The organism is Rhodococcus sp. NPDC077669, from assembly GCF_040686915.1.
Taxonomy (GTDB): Bacteria; Actinomycetota; Actinomycetes; order Mycobacteriales; family Mycobacteriaceae; genus Rhodococcoides; species Rhodococcoides fascians.
This window is the reverse complement of sequence record NZ_JBFBMD010000008.1, coordinates 207,122-229,534: the sequence shown is the minus strand read 5'-3', so window position 1 is coordinate 229,534 and position 22,413 is coordinate 207,122. Positions and strand designations below refer to the sequence as shown.

Annotated in this window: 19 protein-coding genes; 11 read left to right on the top strand and 8 right to left on the bottom strand. The window is 65.5% G+C overall.

The features are described 5' to 3' along the window. Window positions 1-243: 243 nt before the first annotated feature. Window positions 244-1,761: a DHA2 family efflux MFS transporter permease subunit gene (locus AB0P23_RS12915; RefSeq protein ID WP_032364593.1), complete on the bottom strand. Its 1,518-nt coding sequence runs from the start codon at window positions 1,759-1,761 to the stop codon at window positions 244-246. A gap of 105 nt (window positions 1,762-1,866) precedes the next feature. Here AB0P23_RS12915 and AB0P23_RS12910 point away from each other — a divergent pair, with 105 nt between their 5' ends. The 7 genes from AB0P23_RS12910 (at window position 1,867) to AB0P23_RS12880 (ending at window position 11,158) form a co-directional block, all read left to right on the top strand. Beyond that, window positions 1,867-2,538, top strand: coding sequence for a TetR/AcrR family transcriptional regulator (locus AB0P23_RS12910; RefSeq protein WP_032369276.1), 672 nt, complete (start codon window positions 1,867-1,869; stop codon window positions 2,536-2,538). Window positions 2,539-2,699: 161 nt separating this feature from the next. Continuing rightward, entirely contained in the window at window positions 2,700-3,956 is a 1,257-nt protein-coding gene (locus tag AB0P23_RS12905; protein WP_045841657.1) for a lipase family protein, read from the top strand. A gap of 220 nt (window positions 3,957-4,176) precedes the next feature. Continuing rightward, entirely contained in the window at window positions 4,177-4,830 is a 654-nt protein-coding gene (gene phoU, locus AB0P23_RS12900) for a phosphate signaling complex protein PhoU (protein ID WP_027494559.1), read from the top strand. A 37-nt stretch (window positions 4,831-4,867) separates the two neighbouring features. Beyond that, window positions 4,868-5,671 carry a transglutaminase family protein gene (locus AB0P23_RS12895; protein WP_045841454.1) on the top strand — a complete coding sequence of 268 codons (804 nt, stop codon included), beginning with the start codon at window positions 4,868-4,870 and terminating at the stop codon, window positions 5,669-5,671. Between the two features lie 37 nt (window positions 5,672-5,708). Further along, on the top strand, window positions 5,709-6,284 hold the full coding sequence (locus AB0P23_RS12890; protein WP_287454726.1) for an HhH-GPD-type base excision DNA repair protein: 576 nt from the start codon (window positions 5,709-5,711) through the stop codon (window positions 6,282-6,284). Window positions 6,285-6,338: 54 nt separating this feature from the next. Beyond that, window positions 6,339-8,732, top strand: a complete 2,394-nt coding sequence (locus tag AB0P23_RS12885; protein WP_363797779.1) for a helicase-associated domain-containing protein — start codon at window positions 6,339-6,341, stop codon at window positions 8,730-8,732. Between the two features lie 44 nt (window positions 8,733-8,776). Continuing rightward, a complete protein-coding gene (locus tag AB0P23_RS12880; RefSeq protein WP_032399349.1) occupies window positions 8,777-11,158 on the top strand; it encodes a DNA polymerase III subunit gamma and tau in 2,382 nt (793 codons plus the stop codon). 3 nt (window positions 11,159-11,161) lie between these two features. On the opposite strand, the gene AB0P23_RS12875 is transcribed toward AB0P23_RS12880, so the two are convergent. Next, window positions 11,162-11,404, bottom strand: a complete 243-nt coding sequence (locus tag AB0P23_RS12875) for a hypothetical protein (protein WP_032384107.1) — start codon at window positions 11,402-11,404, stop codon at window positions 11,162-11,164. A gap of 234 nt (window positions 11,405-11,638) precedes the next feature. On the opposite strand from AB0P23_RS12875, the gene AB0P23_RS12870 reads away from it, so the two are divergent. Together AB0P23_RS12870 and AB0P23_RS12865 are read left to right on the top strand one after the other, a co-directional pair. Further along, the gene (locus AB0P23_RS12870) at window positions 11,639-12,850 is read left to right on the top strand and encodes an acetyl-CoA C-acetyltransferase (RefSeq protein WP_027494551.1); all 1,212 of its coding nucleotides are present in this window, start codon (window positions 11,639-11,641) and stop codon (window positions 12,848-12,850) included. A 9-nt stretch (window positions 12,851-12,859) separates the two neighbouring features. After that, entirely contained in the window at window positions 12,860-14,995 is a 2,136-nt protein-coding gene (locus tag AB0P23_RS12865; RefSeq protein ID WP_032399301.1) for a 3-hydroxyacyl-CoA dehydrogenase NAD-binding domain-containing protein, read from the top strand. A 61-nt stretch (window positions 14,996-15,056) separates the two neighbouring features. Here the strand turns inward: AB0P23_RS12865 and AB0P23_RS12860 are convergent, their stop codons facing one another. From AB0P23_RS12860 to mihF, 4 genes are all read right to left on the bottom strand, one after another. Next, window positions 15,057-15,713, bottom strand: coding sequence for a GntR family transcriptional regulator (locus AB0P23_RS12860; protein ID WP_287454223.1), 657 nt, complete (start codon window positions 15,711-15,713; stop codon window positions 15,057-15,059). 13 nt (window positions 15,714-15,726) lie between these two features. After that, entirely contained in the window at window positions 15,727-16,899 is a 1,173-nt protein-coding gene (locus AB0P23_RS12855) for a cation:proton antiporter (protein ID WP_027494548.1), read from the bottom strand. A gap of 19 nt (window positions 16,900-16,918) precedes the next feature. Beyond that, entirely contained in the window at window positions 16,919-17,401 is a 483-nt protein-coding gene (locus AB0P23_RS12850) for a cation:proton antiporter regulatory subunit (RefSeq protein WP_027494547.1), read from the bottom strand. A gap of 82 nt (window positions 17,402-17,483) precedes the next feature. Then, entirely contained in the window at window positions 17,484-17,798 is a 315-nt protein-coding gene (mihF, locus tag AB0P23_RS12845; RefSeq protein WP_008712632.1) for an integration host factor, actinobacterial type, read from the bottom strand. 344 nt (window positions 17,799-18,142) lie between these two features. On the opposite strand from mihF, the gene AB0P23_RS12840 reads away from it, so the two are divergent. Continuing rightward, a complete protein-coding gene (locus AB0P23_RS12840; RefSeq protein WP_094651671.1) occupies window positions 18,143-19,195 on the top strand; it encodes an alpha/beta hydrolase in 1,053 nt (350 codons plus the stop codon). 16 nt (window positions 19,196-19,211) lie between these two features. Here the strand turns inward: AB0P23_RS12840 and AB0P23_RS12835 are convergent, their stop codons facing one another. Both AB0P23_RS12835 and AB0P23_RS12830 read right to left on the bottom strand, forming a co-directional pair. Continuing rightward, window positions 19,212-20,114, bottom strand: coding sequence for an oxygenase MpaB family protein (locus AB0P23_RS12835; protein ID WP_057472549.1), 903 nt, complete (start codon window positions 20,112-20,114; stop codon window positions 19,212-19,214). Between the two features lie 2 nt (window positions 20,115-20,116). Further along, window positions 20,117-21,613, bottom strand: a complete 1,497-nt coding sequence (locus tag AB0P23_RS12830; protein ID WP_206498920.1) for an aldehyde dehydrogenase family protein — start codon at window positions 21,611-21,613, stop codon at window positions 20,117-20,119. 123 nt (window positions 21,614-21,736) lie between these two features. Here AB0P23_RS12830 and AB0P23_RS12825 point away from each other — a divergent pair, with 123 nt between their 5' ends. Then, on the top strand, window positions 21,737-22,411 hold the full coding sequence (locus AB0P23_RS12825; RefSeq protein ID WP_204859157.1) for a GntR family transcriptional regulator: 675 nt from the start codon (window positions 21,737-21,739) through the stop codon (window positions 22,409-22,411). The last annotated feature ends 2 nt before the right edge of the window (window positions 22,412-22,413 follow it).

Sequence of the window (22,413 nt, the reverse complement as noted above, 5' to 3'; positions counted from 1 at the left end):
GCCGGGACGGCGGACAACACAGTGACGGGACTCTTTGGTCAGGCTCCTATCAAGTCACTCCGCCCACCGGTCGCGTGTGAACGATGTCCGTCGAGGCGAAGGCCGACACATCACATGAAAGACAGCCATCGGCGTCAGAGCGGAAACGAGTCATACCTTCCACCTCGACGAACGACTCCAGTATCACTGAGTGGAAACTCGTAGCAGGCTACGCGTTTCCACTCACATGCGGCGAAGCCGCTCTCAGTGCCCGACGACGACCGCACCCTCGGGAGCGGAGGGCAGCGGCCCCTTCTTCAAAAGCGTGGCCGAGAGCACCGCGCCCAGTAGGAAGATGCCCGACGCCCACCAGAAGGTGGTCGTGTAGCTGGCAATTTCGGCGTTGGCCTGCAGCAGAGCCGCATCGGTTGCCGTCGCCATGTTGGAGCTGACGTAGCTGGTAGCGGCGTTGGCTGCCACGGTGCTCAGGAGTGCGGTGCCGATCGAGCCGCCCACCTGCTGCATGGTGTTCACCGTTGCCGACGCGACGCCGGAGTCGTCCGGGGCGACGCCCGAGATTGCGCCCTGCATGGCCGGTGCCATGGTGGCACCGAGTCCGAGACCCATGATGATCAGGCCGGGCAGGATGTGCGTGACGTAGCTGCTGTCCAGATCGATCTGGGTGAGCAGTCCCATACCGATCGACGCGACGACCAGGCCGGTCGTCATGAGGATGCGCGGTCCGAACCGGGGGAGGATCAGTGCCGTCGACAGTGTCGCGGTGAGGATCAGCGACGCGATCATCGGCATGAACGCGAACCCGGTGGTGATCGGGGTGTACTTCAGCGTGCTCTGCAGGTAGTAGGTCAAGAACAGGAACACCGCGAACATGCCTGCGCCGGTGACGAACACCGCGAGGAATGATCCGGCCCGGGTGCGATCCAGAACGATGCGCAGCGGCAGCAGAGGGTGTTCGACGCGATTCTGGATGGTTACGAAGACGGCGAGAAGAACGACACCTGCCGCAAGGAAGCCGAGGGTGACGGGGTTGCTCCAGCCGTCGGACTCGGCGTGGGCGAAGCCGTAGACGATCGAGAACAGCGCAGCGGAGACGGCGATCGTTCCGGGGATGTCGAGCTTGGGTCGGACGTCGACCTTGTGCTTGGCCAAGAACAGGAAGGCTCCGACGAAGGCGAGCGCAGCGAAGATCAGGTTGACGTACAGGCTCCAGCGCCAGTTGGCCCACTCGGTGAGCATGCCGCCGAGCAGTAGACCCAGTGCGCCTCCGCCGCCGGCGATGGCACCGAAGATGCCGAAGGCCTTGGCGCGTTCTTTGGTGTCGGTGAAGGTGGTGGCCAGCAGTGACAGGGCCGCGGGTGCCAGCAGCGCACCGAAGACGCCCTGACCGGCGCGGGCAGCGACGAGCATGCCGAAGTTGACGGCCGCGCCGCCCACTGCCGACATCAACGCGAAGCCGACGAGGCCGATGAGGAAGGTGTTACGTCGACCGAAGAGGTCGCTCAAGCGTCCACCGAGGAGCAACAGGCTGCCGAACGCGAGTGCGTAGGCGGTGACGACCCAGGAGCGGTCGGCGTTGTCGAAGCCCAGATCGAGCTGGGCGGCGGGGAGTGCGATGTTCACGATGGTCGCGTCGAGCACGACCATGAGCTGGGCCAGTCCGAGAGTGGCGAGAATCAACCAGCGATTCCGGTGCGCACGCTCGTCCGCCGGCGTCGTGGTCGACGTTGCGCCGTCCACGTTCTCCGATGAAAGGGTGGTCATGGTGTCCTCGGTTCGAGTATGCGGAGGTGTATCCTCCGGTTGTAGGGCAAAGGTAGCAGCTAAGTGGAGGAATGTCCTCCGCTTATCGGGTGAAACGGACATCGAATGAGTGTGAGAGCGGACACAGCGGCATCGAAGCCCCTACGGGCGGATGCCGAACGCAACCGACGCCGCATCGTGGACGCGGCTCGCGAGTTGTTCGCTTCCCGCGGTATCGACATCACGCTCGACGACGTCGCCGCACACGCCAAGGTGGGCGTCGGCACCGTCTATCGCCGCTTCTCGTGCAAGGAAGAGCTCATCGACGGCGTCTTCGAGCAGCGCCTCGAGGGAATGCTCGCCAGTGCCGAACGCGCCCTCGAAGCGGAAGATCCCTGGAGTGGGTTGGTGGGCTTTCTCTCGGACGTATGCGAGGAAATGGCCTCCGACCGCGGGCTCGGTGATGTGGTCCTCGGGTCGGACGAGGGGTGCCGCGGCATCGCGGAGATGCGCCGACGGATCGATCCGTTCTTCGCGAAAATCGTCGATCGCGCCCTCGAATCCGGTCAGCTGCGTCCCGATGTGGCCGTCACCGACTTCTATCCGGTGCTGGGGATGATCGGCTCGACCGTCGAATTCTCCAGTCATGTCGATCCCGCGAACTGGCGTCGGTACTTCACGGTGCTGCTCGACGGCCTGCGCGGTGATTCGGTACCCCGATCGGAGCTCCCCGGACGTCCCTTCACCGACGACGAAGTGGATACGGCGAAGGCGGCCATGCACGGTCGCCGCCGCTGACTGGTGATTCGTCCAACTTCGGTCTGTACGTTGTGTGCGCCGTCACGTAAGGTGCGTCACGGTAAGTGCTACGCGGGGTAGCGCACACCTGGCAGCAGGTGTTCAGACGTTGGGGGTTCGATTTGCGTTCGACGCGTGTCTTCGGTTCGGCCGTGGCAGTGATGGCAGTGTTCATGGGGGTGACTGCGCCGGCCGTGTCGGCAGCACCGTCGACGGGTTCGACCGTCGAATCCGACTTCTACATTCCGCCGAGCCCGCTGCCCGCCGGCGCGCCGGGCGACGTGATTCGTTCCGAGCCTTCGCATCTCGCGCTGTCGGTGCCGGGCATCGGCGGCACCCTGCCGGGTGAGGCAACCCGAATCATGTACCGCAGCACCGATTCCAACGACGACGCCAACGCCGTCACGGGTACCTACATCGACCCGGCCGCGCCGTGGACCGGTCCGGGGCCGCGCCCGCTCGTGGTGTTGGCACCGGGAACGCAGGGGCAGGGCGATCAGTGCGCGCCGTCGAAGATGCTCAACAACGTCATCACCTACACCCCGCCGCTCGGATTCATGGTCGAGTACGAGGTACTGGCCGCGTATTCGCTTCTCTCCCAAGGCTATGGCGTCGTGATCACCGATTACGAGGGTCTCGGCACGCCGGGCGCGCACACCTATGTGAACCGCGCGTCCGAGGCCCATGCCGTGCTCGACGCGGCCCGCGCAGCTCGGCAGTTGCAGGGCACCAAGATCTCCGGCGACGGCCCGGTCGCGGCCTACGGCTACTCGCAGGGTGGCGGAGCTGCCGCAGCGGCGGCCGAGATCGCCGATGAATACGCCCCGGAACTCGACCTGGTCGGCACCTACGCAGGAGCACCTCCCGCGGATCTGAAGGCGACCCTCGAACAGGTCGACGGCACCATCCTCACGGGCGTGATCGGCTACACCCTCAACGGCCTGCTCAATTCCGACCCCGGTCTGCAGCCGATCGTCGACGAGAACATCAACGACGCAGGAAAGGCCATGCTGAACCTGGTCGCGAATCAGTGTGTCGGAGAGACGATTCTGAACGTCGGGCTGCACCGCACCAACGAGTACACCAAGACCGGCGAGCCGTTGTCGGTCGTGCTGGACAGGTTGCCCGTCGCGCAGGAAATCCTGGCCAAGAACAAGATCGGTGAGCGTACGCCGAATGCCCCGGTACTGATCCAGTCCGGTACCTCCGACGACATCGTGCCCCACGGTCAGGCCGTCGAACTGGCCGGCGACTGGTGCGGCAAGGGTGCAACAGTGCAGCTCAGTTCCGCGCAGGTCCCGGCTATCGTGCCGGGTTCCGGTGCCGGGCATCTGATCCCGGACATCCTCGGTCTCGGCGAAGCTCAGAGCTGGATCAAGGATCGCTTCTACGGAGTGCCCGCCCCGTCGAATTGCTGATCGGCAACCGATGATCGAACGGCCCGCGCTCACCGAGCGCGGGCCGTTCGGCGTTCCCTCCCATGTCGACCATCGATTCGTGTCAGCAGGAATGACCGACGTCACACCGTCGAGTTCTCCAACGAGCCCACAGCGGTGTGAGGGTGTAGAAGGATGCGCAGCAGGGTACTGCCCTGCAATGCCCTGAGGTTGGGCTGTCGAGCGGTTGGGGTGAGTGAACATGCGGGACAGTTACACGGAGGCGCTCGACACGTTGGCGTCGGAGCTGTCCGAAATGTCGAGAATCGCGGAACGAGCGATGGCTGACGCCACGCGCGCGCTGCTCACCGCCGACATCGTGCTCGCCGAGCAGACGATCGAGTACCGCGAAGAGATCGACACTCTCGCCGTCGAATGGGAACACGAGGCCTTCGCTTTCCTCGCTCGACAGTCGCCGGTTGCTCACGATCTGCGCCGTGTCGTATCCGGGATCAACATCGTGGCCGACCTCCAGCGCATGGGTGGACTCGCGGTGCACATCGCCGAGCTGGCCCGCCGCCGTCACCCCGCGCATGTGCTGCCGCCCGAGGTCGAGGGCGTGTTCACCGAGATGGGTCGGGTAGCCATCGCTCAAGCGGAGGCGACCCAACGGGTGCTCGAGACGCGGGACGCCGAACTCGCCGCGAGTCTGCGAACGCAGGACGAGGAGATGGACGCTCTTCACCGCAGCCTGTTCATGTTGACCTCCGCGCCCGACTGGCCGCACGGTGTACCGGCCGCCGTCGACATCACGTTGCTCGGCCGCTTCTACGAGCGTTATTCCGACCACACCGTCGAGGTCGCGAAACGGGTCATCTTCCTGGTGACCGGAGCGCGCCCCACCGACGAGTCTTAGTCTGCGAGAACCGCTCGGAGATGGCAGGATCGGCACGATGAAACGTGACGTCTCCGCGTACCTCGATGTCGATGTGACCGAGGCCAGCACCCTCGAGTTCCAGATCGCGATCGCGCCGCACCCAGGAACCGAAGTGTGGGAGGCACTCTCGTTCACACTCGACGGCCAGCCCGTCGAAGCGCAGGAGATCAGCGGCGCACACGGCACTCGCATCCACAAGCTGCACGCCGACGTCGGCAAGCTCGAAGCGTCGTACTCGGCGACGATCTACGGCAACACCGACCCGGCACCGGTGTCCGATTACGACCTGTCGCTGTATCTGCGGCCGAGCCGCTACGCCGAGGCAGACAAGTTCTTCGGTTTCGCGGCAACGGAATTCGGCTCGTACCCGCCGTCGGAGAAGCTGCTCGCCGAGGTGTCGTCCTGGGTCGGAGCCCGGCTGAGCTACGTTCCCGGAAGCAGCGACCCCATCGACGGCGCCGTCGACACCCTCCTCGCCGGTGCCGGGGTGTGCCGCGACTACACCCACCTCGTCGTCGCACTGCTCCGCGCAGTGAACGTGCCCGCTCGACTCGTGGCCGTGTACGCGCCGGGCTGCGATCCGATGGACTTCCACGCTGTCGCCGAAGCCTTCGTCGAAGGACAATGGCGAGTGGTCGACGCCACCTGCCTCGCGCCGCGATCGACCCTGGTGCGCATCGCAACCGGACGCGACGCAGCCGACACCGCATTCCTCGACAATCACGGCGGATCGATCATCCTCAACAGCGCCGTCGTCGGAGCCGTCGTGGATGGGCCGCTGCCCTTCGACGACATCACGCAATTGGTGTCCATCACCTGACCCGGTCGCTTCTGCCGGACATGGCAGGATCGGGGCCATGTCTCGCACTCTGAACCTCGTCGGCGATCCGGAGGCCGATGCACTGCTCGCCGAGGATCCGTTCGCGCTGCTGATCGGCATGCTGCTCGATCAGCAGGTACCGATGGAATCCGCTTTCGCCGGCCCGAAGAAGCTCGTCGACCGTCTCGGTGATCTGAAGGTCGACACCGTCGCCGACGCCGATCCGGACGACTTCGCCGCATTGTGCGCGCAGACCCCGGCCGTGCATCGTTTTCCCGGCTCGATGGCCAAGCGCATCCAGGGACTCGCCGCATTTCTGGTCGAGAACTACGACGGCAAGCCGCAGGAAATCTGGATCCGCGACGACCCCGACGGTGCCGAGGTTCTGAAGCGTCTCAAAGCACTTCCCGGCTACGGCGATCAGAAGGCGCGCATCTTCCTCGCGCTGCTCGGCAAGCAGATGGGCGTGACGCCCGACGGGTGGCGAAAGGCCGCCGGAGCGTACGGCGACGAGGGTGCGCGTCGATCCATCGCCGATGTCGTCGACGAGAAGTCCCTGCTCGAGGTACGCGAATTCAAGAAGGCAGCGAAAGCGGCAGCCAAGAACAAATAAGTCTGTCGGTGCCCGTCGGTACGTTGTGGCAGAACTTGCGCCGGGGGGGACGAGATGACCGAGAAGATCGGGACGTACGAGGGGTGGCTGGCCTCGCTCGACGAGGACGCACTGACGGATCTGTTGCGACGTCGACCGGACGTGGCAACCGACCCGCCACCCCGCTCGTTCGGGTTGCTCGCGCAACTCCTCGGCTCGCCCTGGCGGGTGGCGGCCTTACCGCGGAAACTCGACAGAGGTGCGCTCGACCTGCTCGAGTTGTTCGCGCTCATGGAAGATCTCAGCCGCGCCGAGATCGGCCACTGGACGGGCGAGGGAATCTCGAACGAGACGCCGCATATCGATGCAGCCCTGAACACTCTGATGGCCTACGGCCTGATCTGGCCGCACACAACAGGGGGCTCGGACGCGGTCGAGTACCGCCCCGTCGATCTGTCCGGCGTGTTCTCGCATCCGTTCGGACTTGCCCGTAGGCAGCGAAAGTTGTTCCTGCACTGCGCCGTCGAGCAGGATCGACTTGCTTTGCTGGCTCGCCTCGGCGTCGACTCCTCGCTCGATCGAGCCGAACGCGCCGACGCCGTCGCGGCCGCGATGACCCCCGAACGTATCCGAGCCTTGTTCGACGACGGCCCGCCCGAAATGCGAGAGATGTTGTCTCGCTTCGTCGATGGACAACCGGCGTCGTTGATCTTCGATGTGCCGCCGACCGCAGGTGCCGCCGCCTTCGAGCGCGGGCTGCTGTATCGATTGGACGGGCATCGCGTCGAGATGCCGTTGGAAGTGAGCATCGCGCTGCGAGGAGACGGGTGGCGATTGCCCATCGAGCTCAGGCCGCCGGAATTCGCCAATCATGCTCTCTCGCAGGATGACTCGCAGCGCGCCCGCTCCATAGCCTTGCTGCAGTTCTGTGAGCACACGCAGGCGTTGTTGACGGCAATCGACACCGATGGCCTGGCAATGATGAAGACCGGTGGCCTCAGCGCCAAAGAGCTCCGTGCGCTGACTGCTCGTCTGGGATTCGCCGACGAGCATCACACCGCGTTGATACTGATGCTGGCGCGCGAAGCCGGGTTGCTCGCCGACCGGGGAAAGACCGGCGTCGCATTGACCTCGACCTACGAAACATGGTCGACGAGCTCGCGATACGAGCAGGCGGCAGCATTGCTGGCCGCGTGGTGGTGCTCGCCCTTCACGCCGACCCATCGGGTGCCGAGATCCTCCCAGAAGACCTCGCCGGTACTCAAGAAGATGCTCGACGATCCCGCGGCCGCAGACGTGCGTTCGACTGCCTTGGCGGCTCTTCTGCGCCTCGGTGGATCCGACAGCCCGACGCCGGTGTTGTCCGATTCCGACGAATTCGCCCGCTACCTCGAGTGGCATATCCCGGTCGTCTCGACGAGCGCCGGGCCTGGCCACGTGCGCGCACTCTGGGTCGAGGCCACCCGCCTCGGAGTTCTGGTCGACGGCGCACCGACCGATCTGTGCGCCACCCTGACGGACTTCCGGGTGGGCCGAGACGGCGATCCGCGCCAGATCGCCACCGCGCTGGCAACGCAGCTACAGGATCTGGCCGACTGGGTGCCGTTCTCGGTGCGCCTGCTGCCCGATTCGACCGCAGTGGTCACCGGGCCGCCGAGCACAGAGGTGGCGTCGATACTCGGTGCGGCCGCGCAACCCGAGTCGAGGGAAGTGGCGTCGGTCTGGCGGTTCACCCCGGCGACGATCCGCCGCTTCTTCGACACCGGTGGTACCGGGGAGGAGTTGATCGACGCCCTCGCCGAGATGGCCGACACCGACGTTCCCCAAGCCCTGGCCTACACGATCCGAGACTGTTGGCGCACCTACGGCGCACTGGCCGTGCGCAAGATCCCGTGCGCCATCGTCTCCGAGGACGTCGTACTGCTGACGAACATCGAGACGGACGAGGCATTGGCGGTGCTGAAGTTCCAGCGGCTCGCGCCGACAGTCCTGATCAGTTCTGCCACACCCACCGACACTCTCGCGGTGCTGCGCAGGCACGGATACTCCCCGGTGCGACATTCCGACACCGGCCGGCTCGAGCTGGACAGCGCGACCAAGGTCCGCGCCAACACCACCCGCACCCCGCACCCGAGCGCACCCGCAGCACCGGCTCGACGCGAATCACGCGAGCTGGCACAGCTGCTGCAGACAGGCGACCCCGACACCGTCGACGACGCGCGGGTGCGCTCCGCACTCAGCAGGCACAGCAGACTGTTGCCACGGGAGCTCGATGCGCTGACCGACGCCGCAGCGCGCGGCGCACCCGTCTCGATCGACTATCAGAACTCGAAAGGCGCAATCGTGCGGCACGCGATCTCGGACGCGCTGCAGGACGGCAACTGGCTACTCGCGCTGTCGACGTCCACCGGCAGCCGGGAAAGCTTCGCGATCATGAACATCAGAGCGGTGTCCGCCGGTCCGCACTGATGCACGATGCAACTCTGTCGTCGGTCGCCGGTACCCTTTCGGGCGTGGCCCTCTACCGGAAGTACCGTCCCGCGACGTTCGCCGAAGTCGTCGGTCAGGAGCACGTCACCGAACCGATCAGCGTGGCGCTCGATTCCAACAGAATCAACCACGCCTATCTCTTCTCAGGCCCTCGTGGCTGCGGAAAGACGTCCTCGGCGCGCATCCTCGCCCGATCGCTGAACTGCGCCGAAGGACCGACCTCCACCCCCTGCGGTGTGTGCAACTCCTGCGTCGCACTGGCACCGGGCGGGCCCGGCAACTTCGACGTCGTCGAGATGGACGCAGCCAGCCACGGTGGCGTCGACGATGCCCGCGATCTTCGAGACAAAGCCGTGTACGCCCCGGCCGAGTCGCGCTACGTCATCTTCATCATCGACGAGGCACACATGGTCACCCCGGCCGGCTTCAACGCGCTGCTCAAGGTCGTCGAGGAACCGCCGGAGCATCTGGTCTTCATCTTCGCGACCACCGAGCCGGAGAAGGTGCTCCCCACCATCCGCTCGCGAACCCACCACTACCCGTTCCGACTGCTCGCGCCGTCGACGATGCGCGTTCTGCTCGAGAAGATCTGTGGTCAGGAACAGGTACCGGTCGAGGACGCGGTCTATCCACTCGTCATCCGGGCGGGTGGCGGTTCTCCGCGTGACTCGCTGTCGGTCATGGACCAGTTGCTGGCCGGAGCCGGACCGGAAGGCGTTACCTACCCGCGAGCTCTGTCGCTGCTCGGCGTCACCGACGTCGCGCTGATCGACGAGGCCGTCGACGCCCTGGCCGCGGGAGACGGCGGCGCACTGTTCGGCACCGTCGACAAGGTGATGGACGCCGGCCACGACCCACGTCGCTTCGCCATCGACCTCCTCGATCGCATGCGAGACCTGATCCTCATGAAGGCCGTACCCGACGCCGGTGAACGTGGCCTGGTCGACGTGCCGGGCGACGTCCTCGAACGACTCCGCGACGAGGCGGACCTGCTCGGCTCGGCGACCCTGACTCGCTACGCCGAGATCGTCCACTCGGGCCTCGGCGAAATGCGAGGGGCCACCGCGCCGCGTCTGCTGCTCGAAGTGATGTGCGCACGGATGCTGCTGCCGTCGGCCTCCGATGCGGAATCGGCTGTGTTGCAGAGGCTCGAACGCGTCGAACGTCGCCTGGACGTCACCCTTCCTGCCGGCGAACAGGCCGCAGTGGCACAGGCAGCCGCAGACCCGACACGACCACAGCTGCCCGCGACCGAAGAGCCTGCACCCTCCGGCCCGCCCCCGGTGAACAAATTCCAGCGACCGTCCCAGCGACAGCCGGCTGCCGAGGCCGCCCCCGCTCCGGCGCCAACCCCCGCTCCGACACCAGCGCCTGCGCCTGTCGCGGCACCCGAACCCATGGCGGTCCCGGAACCGTCTCCGGTGCCAGAGCCTGCAGCCCCCGAGCCCGCTCCCACACCCGAGCCTGCAGCCCCCGAACCGGCTCCCGCACCCGAACCGGCTCCCACACCCGAATCGGCTCCGACCCCCGAACCGGCTCCAACACCCGAACCGGTCCCGACACCCGAGCCCGAACCGGCTCCGACACCCGAGCCGGTCCCGACACCCGAGCCAGCTCCAACCCCCGAACCGGAACCCGCGCCCGCACCGGTCACGACTTCCGCTGCAGCGCAACAGCATTCGGAACCATCGCTCTCTCACGAGGATTTTCCGCCGGAGCCCGAGGACGAGTACGGCCCGGAACCCGAGCCGGTGTACGAATCCGAACCCGAGCCTGTCGCGGCACCCGCGGCTGCCTCCAACGAGCCCGATGCGGCGGCCGTCCGCGCAGTGTGGTCCGAGGTGCGAACCAAGGTACGAGAGCGAAGCAGGACCGTCGAGGTGATGTTGTCCGGTGCGTCGGTACGCACCGTCGAGAACGGCACCATCACTCTCGGCCACGATTCGGCACCGCTCGCGAAGCGTCTCGAAGAACCCCGCAACGCCGACGTCATTCGGGACGCGTTGCGTGACGTGTTCGGCGTCGAATGGTCGGTGGTCTGTCTGGTGGGTGCAGCGGCACCACCGGAACCGTCATCAGCAAAAAAAGATGAACCGGCAGCGAAACCCGCGTCGCTGCCGAAGTTCTCGAGGCCGAGCCAGGCAGGGGCTCCCCGTCCGACGTCGGACGGTTTCGGTTCAGCGGGCGATGGATCGGACGCAGATATTCCGATGCCCGAGGCCCCGGACTATCCCGATGATCCCGAGCCGGTAGGTCCGCCGCCTCCGGAGACGCCGGAGGACGAGGAAGAACTGCTCAAGGCCGCGGCCGAACCCGCGGACCCGTCGGTTCGTCGGGACCCGGAAACGGTCGCCATGGAACTGCTGGTGAGCGAACTCGGAGCGGTACCGCTCAAGGAGATCTGAGGCTCAGGCGAGCGTGAGATCGTCGGTGTCGACGAACACCAATCGGCCGCTGTCGAGGGCGACGGCCCATCGCTTGGCGACGGCCCAGTCCCGCGAGGTGCTGTCGGTCGCTTGGACTCCGAAGTCGTCGACGATCGCGCCGGTCTCGTAGGCGTCGGATCCAGAACTGTCGGCTCCGGACTTGTCGTCGCTGCGAGTGCGTACTTTGACGCGAGCGCCCACGGTCGGTTCGTTGTCGGTTTCCATGGTCGGTCTTCTTTCGCCTTCGGGTCGATCTGACGCATCGTAATTTCCCATGACGGGGTCGTTCAAACCTGAACCGCATCGTGGGTCATGCGAAACGCTCGTTTCGGTCCTTATGTCGGATCGGTATGCCAACTTACTGTGGCATGAGCTGAGGTCTGTCATGGCCTCGCACCGACGCGATCGGCCGGCACGGCGATCGCGACAAGATCGAGTATGTGGAAGGAACTGCGCGCTGTGACTACAGAGGCATTCATTTACGAGGCCATCAGGACTCCCCGAGGTAAAGGAAAGAACGGCTCCCTGCATTCGGTGAAGCCGATTTCCTTGGTGACCGGGCTGATCGACGAGCTTCGTCGACGTTTCCCCGACATGGACGAGAACCGAATCTCCGACCTCATCCTGGGTGTGGTCTCGCCCGTCGGAGATCAGGGTGCCGACATCGCCCGCACGGCCGTGCTCGCAGCCAAGATGCCCGACACCGTCGGCGGCTTCCAGCTCAACCGCTTCTGCGCGTCGGGCCTCGAGGCCGTCAACCTGGCCGCGCAGAAGGTGCGCTCGGGCTGGGACGAACTGGTTGTCGCGGGCGGCGTCGAGTCGATGTCTCGCGTGCCGATGGGCAGTGACGGCGGCGCATGGGCCATGGACCCGGCCACCAACTACGACACCTACTTCGCCCCGCAGGGCATCGGTGCCGACCTGATCGCCACCATCGAAGGATTCACCCGCGAGGACGTCGACGCGTATGCCGTCCAGTCCCAGGAGCGCGCCGCAGCGGCGTGGTCCGGTGGTTACTTCGCCAAGTCCGTCGTTCCGGTCACCGACCAGAACGGTCTGCTGATCCTCGATCAGGACGAGCACATGCGTCCGGGCAGCACCGTCGAGTCGCTCGGCAAGCTGAACCCGGCATTCACCGGTATCGCGGCCATGGGCGGATTCGACGACGTGGCGCTGCAGAAGTACCACTGGATCGAGAAGATCGATCACGTCCACACCGGCGGAAACAGCTCCGGCATCGTCGACGGCGCAGCCCTCGTCCTCGTCGGCAGCGAGCAGGCGGGCAAGGACCTGAACATGGTCCCGCGCGCCCGCATCGTCGCGACGGCCACCAGTGGTGCCGATACGACGATCATGCTGACCGGACCGACCCCGGCGTCGAAGAAGGTTCTCGCCACCGCCGGCCTGACCGTCGACGACATCGATCTGTTCGAGCTCAACGAGGCGTTCGCTTCCGTGGTGCTGCGTTTCCAGAAGGATCTGAAGATCCCGAACGAGAAGCTCAACGTCAACGGCGGTGCCATCGCCATGGGCCACCCGCTCGGTGCCACCGGAGCCATGATCACCGGCACCGTGCTCGACGAGCTCGAGCGCCGCGGCGGCCGGTACGCCTTGATCACCCTGTGCATCGGCGGCGGCATGGGCGTTGCCACCATCATCGAGCGAGTCTGAGGTAGAACGATGTCTGACAACATGATTCAGTGGGACCAGGACGCCGACGGCATCGTCGTTCTGACGATGGACGACCCCAACCAGGGCGCCAACACGATGAACCAGCTGTACAAGGACTCGATGGGCGCGACGGTCGACCGCCTCGAGGCCGAGAAGGACAGCATCACCGGAGTCGTGCTGACCTCCGCCAAGAAGACGTTTTTCGCCGGCGGCGATCTGCACACCCTCATCGAAGCCAAGCCCGAGGACGCCCAGCGGGTGTTCGACGAGGTCCAGGAAGTCAAGGGACAGCTGCGTCGGCTCGAGAAGCTCGGTAAGCCGGTCGTGTCCGCCATCAACGGCGCGGCACTCGGCGGCGGACTCGAGATCGCGCTCGCCACGCATCACCGCATCGCGGCCGATGTTCCCGGCGTGCAGATCGGTCTGCCCGAGGTCTCGCTCGGTCTCCTGCCCGGCGGCGGCGGCGTTGCCCGCATCACCCGGCTGCTCGGCATTCAGACCGGCTTCATGACGGTCCTCGCTCAGGGCACTCGGTTCCGTCCGGCCAAGGCTCTCGAAATCGGTCTGGTTCACGAATTGGTCGGCAGCATCGACGAATTGGTGCCCACCGCCAAGGCATGGATCAAGGCCAACCCCGAGGGTGGCGTCGCACCGTGGGATGTCAAGGGTTACAAGATCCCCGGCGGCACGCCGTCGAACCCGAAGCTCGCGCAGATCCTGCCTGCTTTCCCGTCCAACCTGCGCAAGCAGATCAAGGGCGCACCGATGCCGGCTCCGCGCGCGATTCTCGCTGCGGCAGTGGAGGGTGCGCAGGTCGACTTCGACAATGCGTGCACCATCGAGTCGCGGTACTTCACCGAGTTGGTCACCGGTCTGGTGTCCAAGAACATGATTCAGGCGTTCTTCTTCGACCTGCAGGCGATCAACGCCGGCAAGTCTCGTCCCGACGGCATCGAGAAGACCACCTTCACCAAGGTCGCGGTTCTCGGCGCAGGCATGATGGGCGCGGGCATCGCGTACGTGTGTGCCAAGGCCGGAATCGACGTGGTGCTCAAGGACGTTGCGATCGAGTCGGCGCAGAAGGGCAAGGCGTACTCCGAGGCCATCGAGGCCAAGGCGCTCTCGCGTGGCAAGACCACCCAGGAGAAGTCGGACGCTCTGCTCGCACGCATCCACCCGACCGCCGATGCCAAGGACGTCGAAGGTGCCGACCTCGTCATCGAGGCCGTCTTCGAGTCGGAAGAGTTGAAGCAGAAGGTGTTCCAGGAGATCGAGGACCTCGTCGATCCGACGGCGCTGCTCGGTTCCAACACCTCGACGCTGCCCATCACGAGCCTCGCTCAGGGCATCAAGCGTCAGGAAGACTTCATCGGCATCCACTTCTTCTCACCCGTCGACAAGATGCCGCTGGTGGAGATCATTCGCGGTGAGAAGACGTCGGATGCGGCCTTGGCCAAGGCATTCGACCTCGTGCAGCTCATCAAGAAGACCCCGATCGTCGTCAACGACAGTCGTGGATTCTTCACCTCTCGCGTGATCGGTACGTTCATCAACGAGGCCATCGCGATGCTGGGCGAGGGCGTCGAGCCGTCGACCATCGAGCAGGCCGGTCTGCAGGCCGGTTACCCGGCTGCGCCACTGCAGCTTTCGGACGAGCTCACGCTCAACCTGATGCAGAAAATCCGCAAGGAAACCTACGACGCCATCAAGGCTGCCGGTGGAACCCCTCCCGAGGATCCGGCCGGCGAGGTCATCGACAAGATGGTCGACGAGTTCGAGCGTCCGTCGAAGGCCAAGGGCGCTGGCTTCTACGAGTACGAAGACGGTAAGCGCGCCGGCCTGTGGCCTGGACTGCGTGATGCGTTCAAGTCGGGTTCGGCGGACATCCCGTTCGAGGACCTCAAGGAACGCATGCTGTTCATCGAGGCCATCGAGACGCAGAAGTGCTTCGACGAGGGTGTCCTGAACACCACCGCCGACGCCAACATCGGTTCGATCTTCGGCATCGGCTTCCCGGCGTGGACGGGTGGCGTGCACCAGTACGTCGTCGGCTACCCGGGTGGTCAGGCCGGATTCGTCGCTCGCGCGGACGAATTGGCCAAGAAGTACGGCGAGCGCTTCCAGGTTCCTGCCTCGCTGCGCTGACCCCATGTGAGTGGAAACGCGTAGCAGGCTACGAGTTTCCACTCACGTGCGCGTAGCGCACTCAACCGCGATGCGCGATCAACCTCTCGGCGCCGTCTGTGAATTGTTGCTTCATCAATTCGCAGGCGGCGTCGACGTCGTTTCGAATCAGGGCCGCGATCAGCTCCTCGTGATTGCGCACGGCTGCTCGGCCCCAGTCGCGGTCGGTGGCGTAGAGACGGGTCGGGGTGTAGCGGGTGGCGTTGTTGAGAAACCACGCCAACTTGGACGACTCGGCCAGACGGTTCAGCACACGATGGAACTCGAACTCGATGTTCTCGACATCCTCGGCCCGGCCGTTCTCGACGGCGACCGACAGGGCAGCGGTGAGCTCGGCGAGCCTGTCGAGTTCAATCTCGGTGATCTTCGGTGCCGCCCGGCGTACCAGTTCGACCGCGATCTGCCCCTGCAGCCAGAAGATGTCGACTATGTCGCTCGGCGTCAGCGCAGACACCACATAGCCGCGGTGGGGGACGAGCTCGACGATGCCCTCACCACGCAAGGTCAGTAGCGCCTCACGCACCGGGGTGACGCTGACGCCCAGCTGGGCTGCGGTCTCGTCGAGCCGGATGAAGTCTCCCGGACTCACCTCTCCGGACATCACCAGGTGCCGGACGTGGCTGGCGACTTCCTCGGACAACTGCGGCCGTCGCCTCAGAGCCGTCCGCTTGTCTGCCATGTCGAAAAGCCAATCACACCGCGGGCTTGGTCCGGAGCACAACCTTCGCGACGGGTTCGACGACGCGGGCAGCAATCGGCCCCAGGATGGCCATCAGCAGCACGTACGCGGTCGCCAGGGCTGCCAGTTCGCCTTCGACAGCCCCCGCGGCGACGGCCAGTCCGGCGATGACGATGGAGAACTCTCCGCGCGCCACCAACGCCGCACCGGCGCGTAGTCGTCCCGGCCTGCCGATTCCCTGCCGACCTGCCGCCCACCAGCCCGTCGCGATCTTGGTCGCGGCGGTGGTGACGGCGAGGACGACGGCCCAGCCCAACACTGGCGGGATGGTCGACGGGTCGGTGCCCAGACCGAACACGACGAAGAACATCGCAGCGAACAGGTCGCGTAGGGGTTCGAGGACGCGGGTCGCGTTGTCGGCCGTCGAGCCCGAGATCGCGATTCCCAACAGGAACGCGCCGACGGCCGCCGAGACTTGCAGTTCCGACGCGATGCCGGCCACCAGCAGGGCGGATCCGAGGACTTTGAGCAGGACGATTTCGCGGTCGGGACTGTCGACGATCGCCGAGACGAATCTGCCGTATTTCAGCGCGACGACCAACACGAAGGTGATGACGAACAGTGAGATGCCGAGGGCTTCGAGTCCGCCGAGGAAGCTGACTCCGCTCAGCACTGCGGTGAGGATCGGGAGGTAGATGGCCATCGCGAGGTCTTCGAAAACCAGGATCGACAACACGACGGGAGTTTCACGGTTTCCCAGTCGGCCCAGGTCGGTGAGAACTTTGGCGATGATGCCCGACGACGAGATGTACGTGACGCCGCCCATCACGAGCGCGCCGACTCCGCCCCAGCCGAGCAGCAGCGCGACGACGGCACCGGGCGCGAAGTTGAGGACGATGTCGACCAGACCGGCCATCCACGATCGACGCAGGCCGGTGACGAGCTCGGTTGCGGTGTATTCGAGGCCGAGCAGCAGCAACAGCAGGATGACGCCGATTTCGCTGGCGATCTCGCTGAACTCGTCGATGCCGCCGAGGTTGACGAATCCGCCGTTGCCGAAGGCCAGTCCGCCGAGCAGGTAGAACGGGATGGGGGAGACGCCGATCCGGCCGGCGAGACGAGCGAGAAGTCCGAGAACGAAGAACACGGCACCCAGCTCGGTGAGGGCGAGCGCGCTCTCGGCCACGGGTCAGCCCCGACTGATCTCAGGCATTGCCGAGCAACTTGGCTGCTGCGTCCAGTCCGTCCGCGGTGCCGACGGCGACCAGCAGGTCACCTGCGGCGAGCGTGAAGTCGGGGGTGGGTGACGGTTGTACCTGGCCGGCGCGCATGACAGCGACGACGGATACTCCGGTCTTGGTGCGCATGGCGGTGTCGCCGAGTGTGCGGCTGACGAACCGTGAATTCGCGCGAATGGGGAGTTGACGAGTGTTGATTCCGGGGAGGTCGCGATGCTCTTCCCCGAGCTGAGCAATGAGTTGCGGCGACCCGAGCAGATTGCCCAGGGCCGCCGCTTCCTCATTGCTCAGGGTGATGGACGCTTGCGTCGCATCGGGGTCGTCCTTGCGCGAAACGATCAACTCGTTCGCGCCGTCCTTGCGGGTGATGACGCCGATGCGGCGCCCGGAAGCGAGGGCAAAATCTTTCCGCACCCCGATTCCGGGCAGCAGGGTCACTTCGACGTTCATGGTCGAAATGCTAGCCCTGCAGGCAACGCGTTATCGCAGGATCAGGAGTGGAGCCTGCAGGAACGACCCGTGAAAATGTGAATCAGGATGCGACGGCAGCGAGCAGCGCTTCGCGCTGGTTTGCGCCGAGGCCGCCGATGCGGCGCGTATCTGCGATCGACAGCTGCTCGAGCAGCTGTGCGGCGCGCACGGATCCAACGCCCGGCAGGGCCTTGATCAGCGCGGACACCTTGGTCTTCTTGACGATCTCGTCGTTCTCCGCCTTGGCGAGGACGTCAGCGACGCTCAGTTCGCCGGACTTGACGGATGCGAGCAGCTTCGACCGCGCAGTGCGTGCCTCGGCCGCCTTGGCCAGCGCCGCGGTGCGCTGTTCCGGTGTCAATACTGGTAAAGCCATGGCCTGTTCTCCTCGATTGTGGTGACCCGTCGCTCGTTGACAGGTCTCGACCCTCTTGCATCGTGCCTGGTGGCTCTTCCAATCTAACCGAACAACACGGGTGTCATTCACGGTCGAACCACCGAACCTCCCTCGCCAGGCTACGTCCTATCCGATTCGGGGTGTGCCCCGACCAGCACTTCGGCCTTCTGGAGCCGGTGTGTGCTGGGTGTTCGACGCCTCGAGCCGGCTCGGTCGGGAGCGGTCGCATGCGTTTTTCGATGGGCGACGCGAGCGTCGTGCCGTGGGCGCTACGGCCAGTGACGCCGTATCCGAACGGTCGGTCGGATTGTTATTCTGGCGGCATGATGCGCACCCGAGGACTGCTGGCCGGACTGGCCGCGTCGATGCTCCTGCTCGTCGGCGCGGGTACCGCGGCCGCTGCTCCGATCAACGTTCCGTGGTCACCCGACGACGCGCTCGATTCGGAGGTCAGCTTCGAGTCCGGTGGCATCACCTTCTACGGCAGCCTTCGCATGCCGGTCGGCGACACCCGCGGCGTGGCATTGGTGCTGCCGGGCAGCGGGCCGACCGACCGCAACGGGAACTCGGGTGATCTGCAGCTGAATACGACCGCATACGTCGCCGACGAGCTGTCGCGACGCGGTATTGCGAGCCTGCGTTTCGACAAGCTCGGGAGCGGCCGCACCGGCCTGGCCGGGGTGGATCCGAACAATCCGCCCGGCTTCGATGCGCAGGTCGACAATGCTGCGGACGCACTGGCGTTCCTGCAGCAGCGCACCGGTGTCGGGGCGGATCGCACGACGGTGATCGGGCACAGCGAGGGCGCACTGACGGCGCTGCGCCTTGCTGATGCAGACAGCGCGGCGTTCACCCATGTCGGCCTGCTCGAGCCGTTGTCGATCCGCTACCTGGATCTGCTGACCGCACAGGTCGATCGCAACATCGGCGAGGCCGTGGCGGTCGGCCAGTTCACCGAGGAGCAGGCCGCGTCGTCGAGGGATCGCTTCGCCCAGGCCGTCACCGATATTCGCGCGGGACAACCGCTGTCCGCGGAGCCCGACCCGATCGTCGACGGTCTGGGACTGCGGCAGAGCGCCACCTTCCTGCGTGAAGCGGATGCTACGGACCCGGCGGATCTGGCTGCCGCGCTACCGGACTCGTACTCCTCGTTCCTGACCTGCTCGGACAAGGACCTGAACGTCTCCTGCGGCCAGGTCGAGAACGTGCGAGTGGCCCTGGGCCACACCGATCTCCACTTCGCGCACTTCGCCAACAGCTCGCACATGCTGGGCGAGCTCGGCCCGCTGCCCGCCGATCCGAACACCGCCTTGGCACCGCTGCCGCTCTCGGGGGAGTTTCGCGATGCGTTCGGCCGGTGGGTGGACGGACTCTGACCCGTCGAGTTGGCAGTTACGTCGTCGCTACCGGACAACCGCGAATCGGTGATGCGGCCTGGGTGCCCAGATCGCGCGGGCTGTACCCGACGGGATAGCCGGGGTAGGTCTTGTTGCCTGCGTCGGCTGTCGTGCGTGAGTGTTTTCTCGTGGGCAGGAATCGCTCCACGCGGGCCTTGGTCCGCAGCGCCCGCACCGCGGCCCGTTCCAGCGTGGGTGAGCCCGCGGGAAAGCCGAATGCGTTCGCCATCCGATCGTCGAGCAACGCGAACACGCCCTGCCGGACGGCCGGGGTGAGCGCGGCGGGAAACCACGAGCAGTAGAGATCGAGTGTGTAGGTGCCGATGCGACGGTTGTCCTCGCCGAAGCGGAACGTGCGTTCTTCGTAATCGAGCTTGAACTGTGCGAACTCGGTGTACGACTCCGGAATGTCCTTGATGCCCATGCGTTTACCCACTTCGCTGTAGAAGTGGAAGGTCGCGAGCCGCTCGTGGGGATGCAGGCGACGCCACCCGTAGGTGTCGATCCATTCGATGGGCTCGTAGATGAACGTCGTGAGCACGTACAGCATGTCGTCGTTGCAGATGTCGTACTGCGCGTGCATTCGATTGACCGTCCGCAACGATTCGCGACCTCGTTCGGAGTCGTATCCGTGTTCGACCATTTCCGACATCAGCAGCGAGGTGTCGTCGTACCGCTTCTGCGGTCGCTTCTCGAACTCGCCGGTCCGGGCCAGCAGAGCGGAGATCGTCGGCACGCAATAGGTTCGGAACAAGGCGAATTCGAGGGCCCGCTGATAATCCCAGGGGAACTCGTACCCCGCGGTGATCCGGTGAATGGTGTGACAGTCGCGGACCGGGTCGAGTTCCTCGACGCGGCGCAACCACCCGTATCGACCCCGACCCGGCGCGATGTCCATGGTCAGCCTCGTCCGTGGCGGAGTTTGAGCGCCAGCACCGAGAGCTTCATGTTCCGGGCTTTGCGCTTCATCGTCAACAGATCGATCGGTGCCGCGAAGCCCTGCACGGTCAGTGATTTGACGGTGCTGAATTCGCGAAGGCCGTCGTCGCCGTGAATGCGGCCGAAGCCCGAGTCGCCCGTTCCGCCGAACGGCAACGCCGGCACGCCGGCGAAGCCCAGCACCGAATTGACCGTCACAACACCACAATCGAGCTTCTCGGCGGCGCGTCGCCCGACCGCGGTGTCCTTGGTGAACACCGATGCACCCAGACCGTAGGAGGACGCGTTGGCGCGGGCGATGGCCTCGTCCAGGTCGCGGACCTTGTTGACGACGACGGTGGGCCCGAACGTCTCCTCGGTGATCGCGGTCGAATCCTCGGGAACGTCGGTGAGGACGACGGGGTCGATGTACGGCCCGTGCAGTGAGTCGAGACCTCCCACCACTGCGGTGCCGCCCTTGGCCAACGCATCCTCGATCTGGGCGCGGACGATGTCGCTCTGCTTGCCCAGCGTCATCGGGCCGTAGGACGAGGTCTTCGATCCACCGGGCTTCAATTCCTTGACCGCCCTGGTGAATTCGGCGACGAACCGGTCGTAAACCGGGGCGGCGACGTAGATACGTTCGACTCCGGCGCAGGTCTGCCCGGCATTGCCCATCGCGCCGAACGTCGCGAACTCCACGGCCGCAGAGATATCGGCGTCGGCGTCGATGAGCATCGCGTCCTTACCGCCGCACTCGGCGATCAACGGCGTCAACGATTTCGCGCACGTGGCCATGACTTTCTTGGCCGTCGCGGTCGAGCCGGTGAATGCAATCTTGTCGACGCCGGCTTCGACCAGGGCAGTGCCGGTGGAACCGTCGCCGGTGATCGTCTGGAACACCGGGTGGGGAGCGGCGAGCGACTGCCACTTCTCGGCCAACCAGACCCCGACACCCGGGGTGAGTTCGCTGGGCTTGAAGACGACGGTGTTGCCTGCGGCGAGGGCGTACGCGATCGACCCCATCGGCGTGTACAGCGGGTAGTTCCACGGCCCGATGACGCCGACGACGCCGAACGGGCGGTAGCTGACGTAGGCCTTCTGGTTGATGGCGAGCAGACCCGATCCGACCCGGCGCTGTTTCAGGGTCTTGCCGGCGTGACGCGCCGCCCAATCGATGTGTTCGACGCCCAACATGACTTCCAGCAGGGAGTCCTCGTCCGGCTTGCCGGTTTCGGCGGCGATGACGGCGGCGAGGCTCGCGGCGTCGCGGGCGATCGAGGTCTTGAATTCGAGGAGCCACCGCTTGCGGCCCTCGAATCCCTGCGCGTCCCACCACCGGGCGGCCGAGCGGGCGCGGGCCACGGCGATCTCGACCTCGGCGGCGTCGGCGATCGGGTACGTGGCGAGTGCGAGACCCGTTCTGGGATCGAGGCTTTCGAAGGTGCTCTCGTTCGTTCGTTCGATCTGGTCCGTCACGGGCTCTATCCTCCAGCAGATCGCATCACATATATTTGATGTGATTCAATGTTCTCCAGGACACACTATGCGTCCGTCACCGTTGCAACAACCCCCGCCGCCCCGCTGTGCAGGAGATGTGGAATGAGCCTCGATCTCACGCGCACGGCATCATCGAAACAGCCGATTCCGCGACGTCCGCAGTTGTCCGAGGATGTCGCCGTGAACATTCGTCGCAGGATCGTCGCCGGTGCGCTGAAGCCGGGGACGTTCGTCCGCATCGACGAGACCGCAGCAGAGTTGGGAGTCAGTGCCACCCCGGTACGCGAGGCGCTGGTGTCGCTGCGCGGCGAAGGGCTGCTCGAATCGGTCCCGCATCGGGGCTACCGCGTCGTCGAACTGACACAGCAGGACATCGACGACATCTTCTGGTTGCAGGGCACGATCGCCGCGGCCCTGGCCGAGCGCGCATCCCGGCGGGTGACGGCGGAGCATCTCCAGCAGTTGACCACCCTCAACGACGACCTACGCGACGCCGTGACACGCGCCGACGCCGATGCCGTCGAACGGTGCGAGTTCGAGTTTCACCGCGCCATCAACAAGATCGCAGGCGGCACCACATTGGCGTGGTTTCTGCTCGGTGCCGTCAAGTACACCCCGACGCATCTCCATGCGTCCGACACCGACTGGGGACGGCGGGCGGTACGCGGCCACGAGGAATTGATCGAGGCGATGCGTCGAGCCGATCACCGGGCCGCCGGTGAACTGATGCGACATCAGTTCACCGACGCAGCGACCCTGGTTCGATCGTTCAGCTGAGT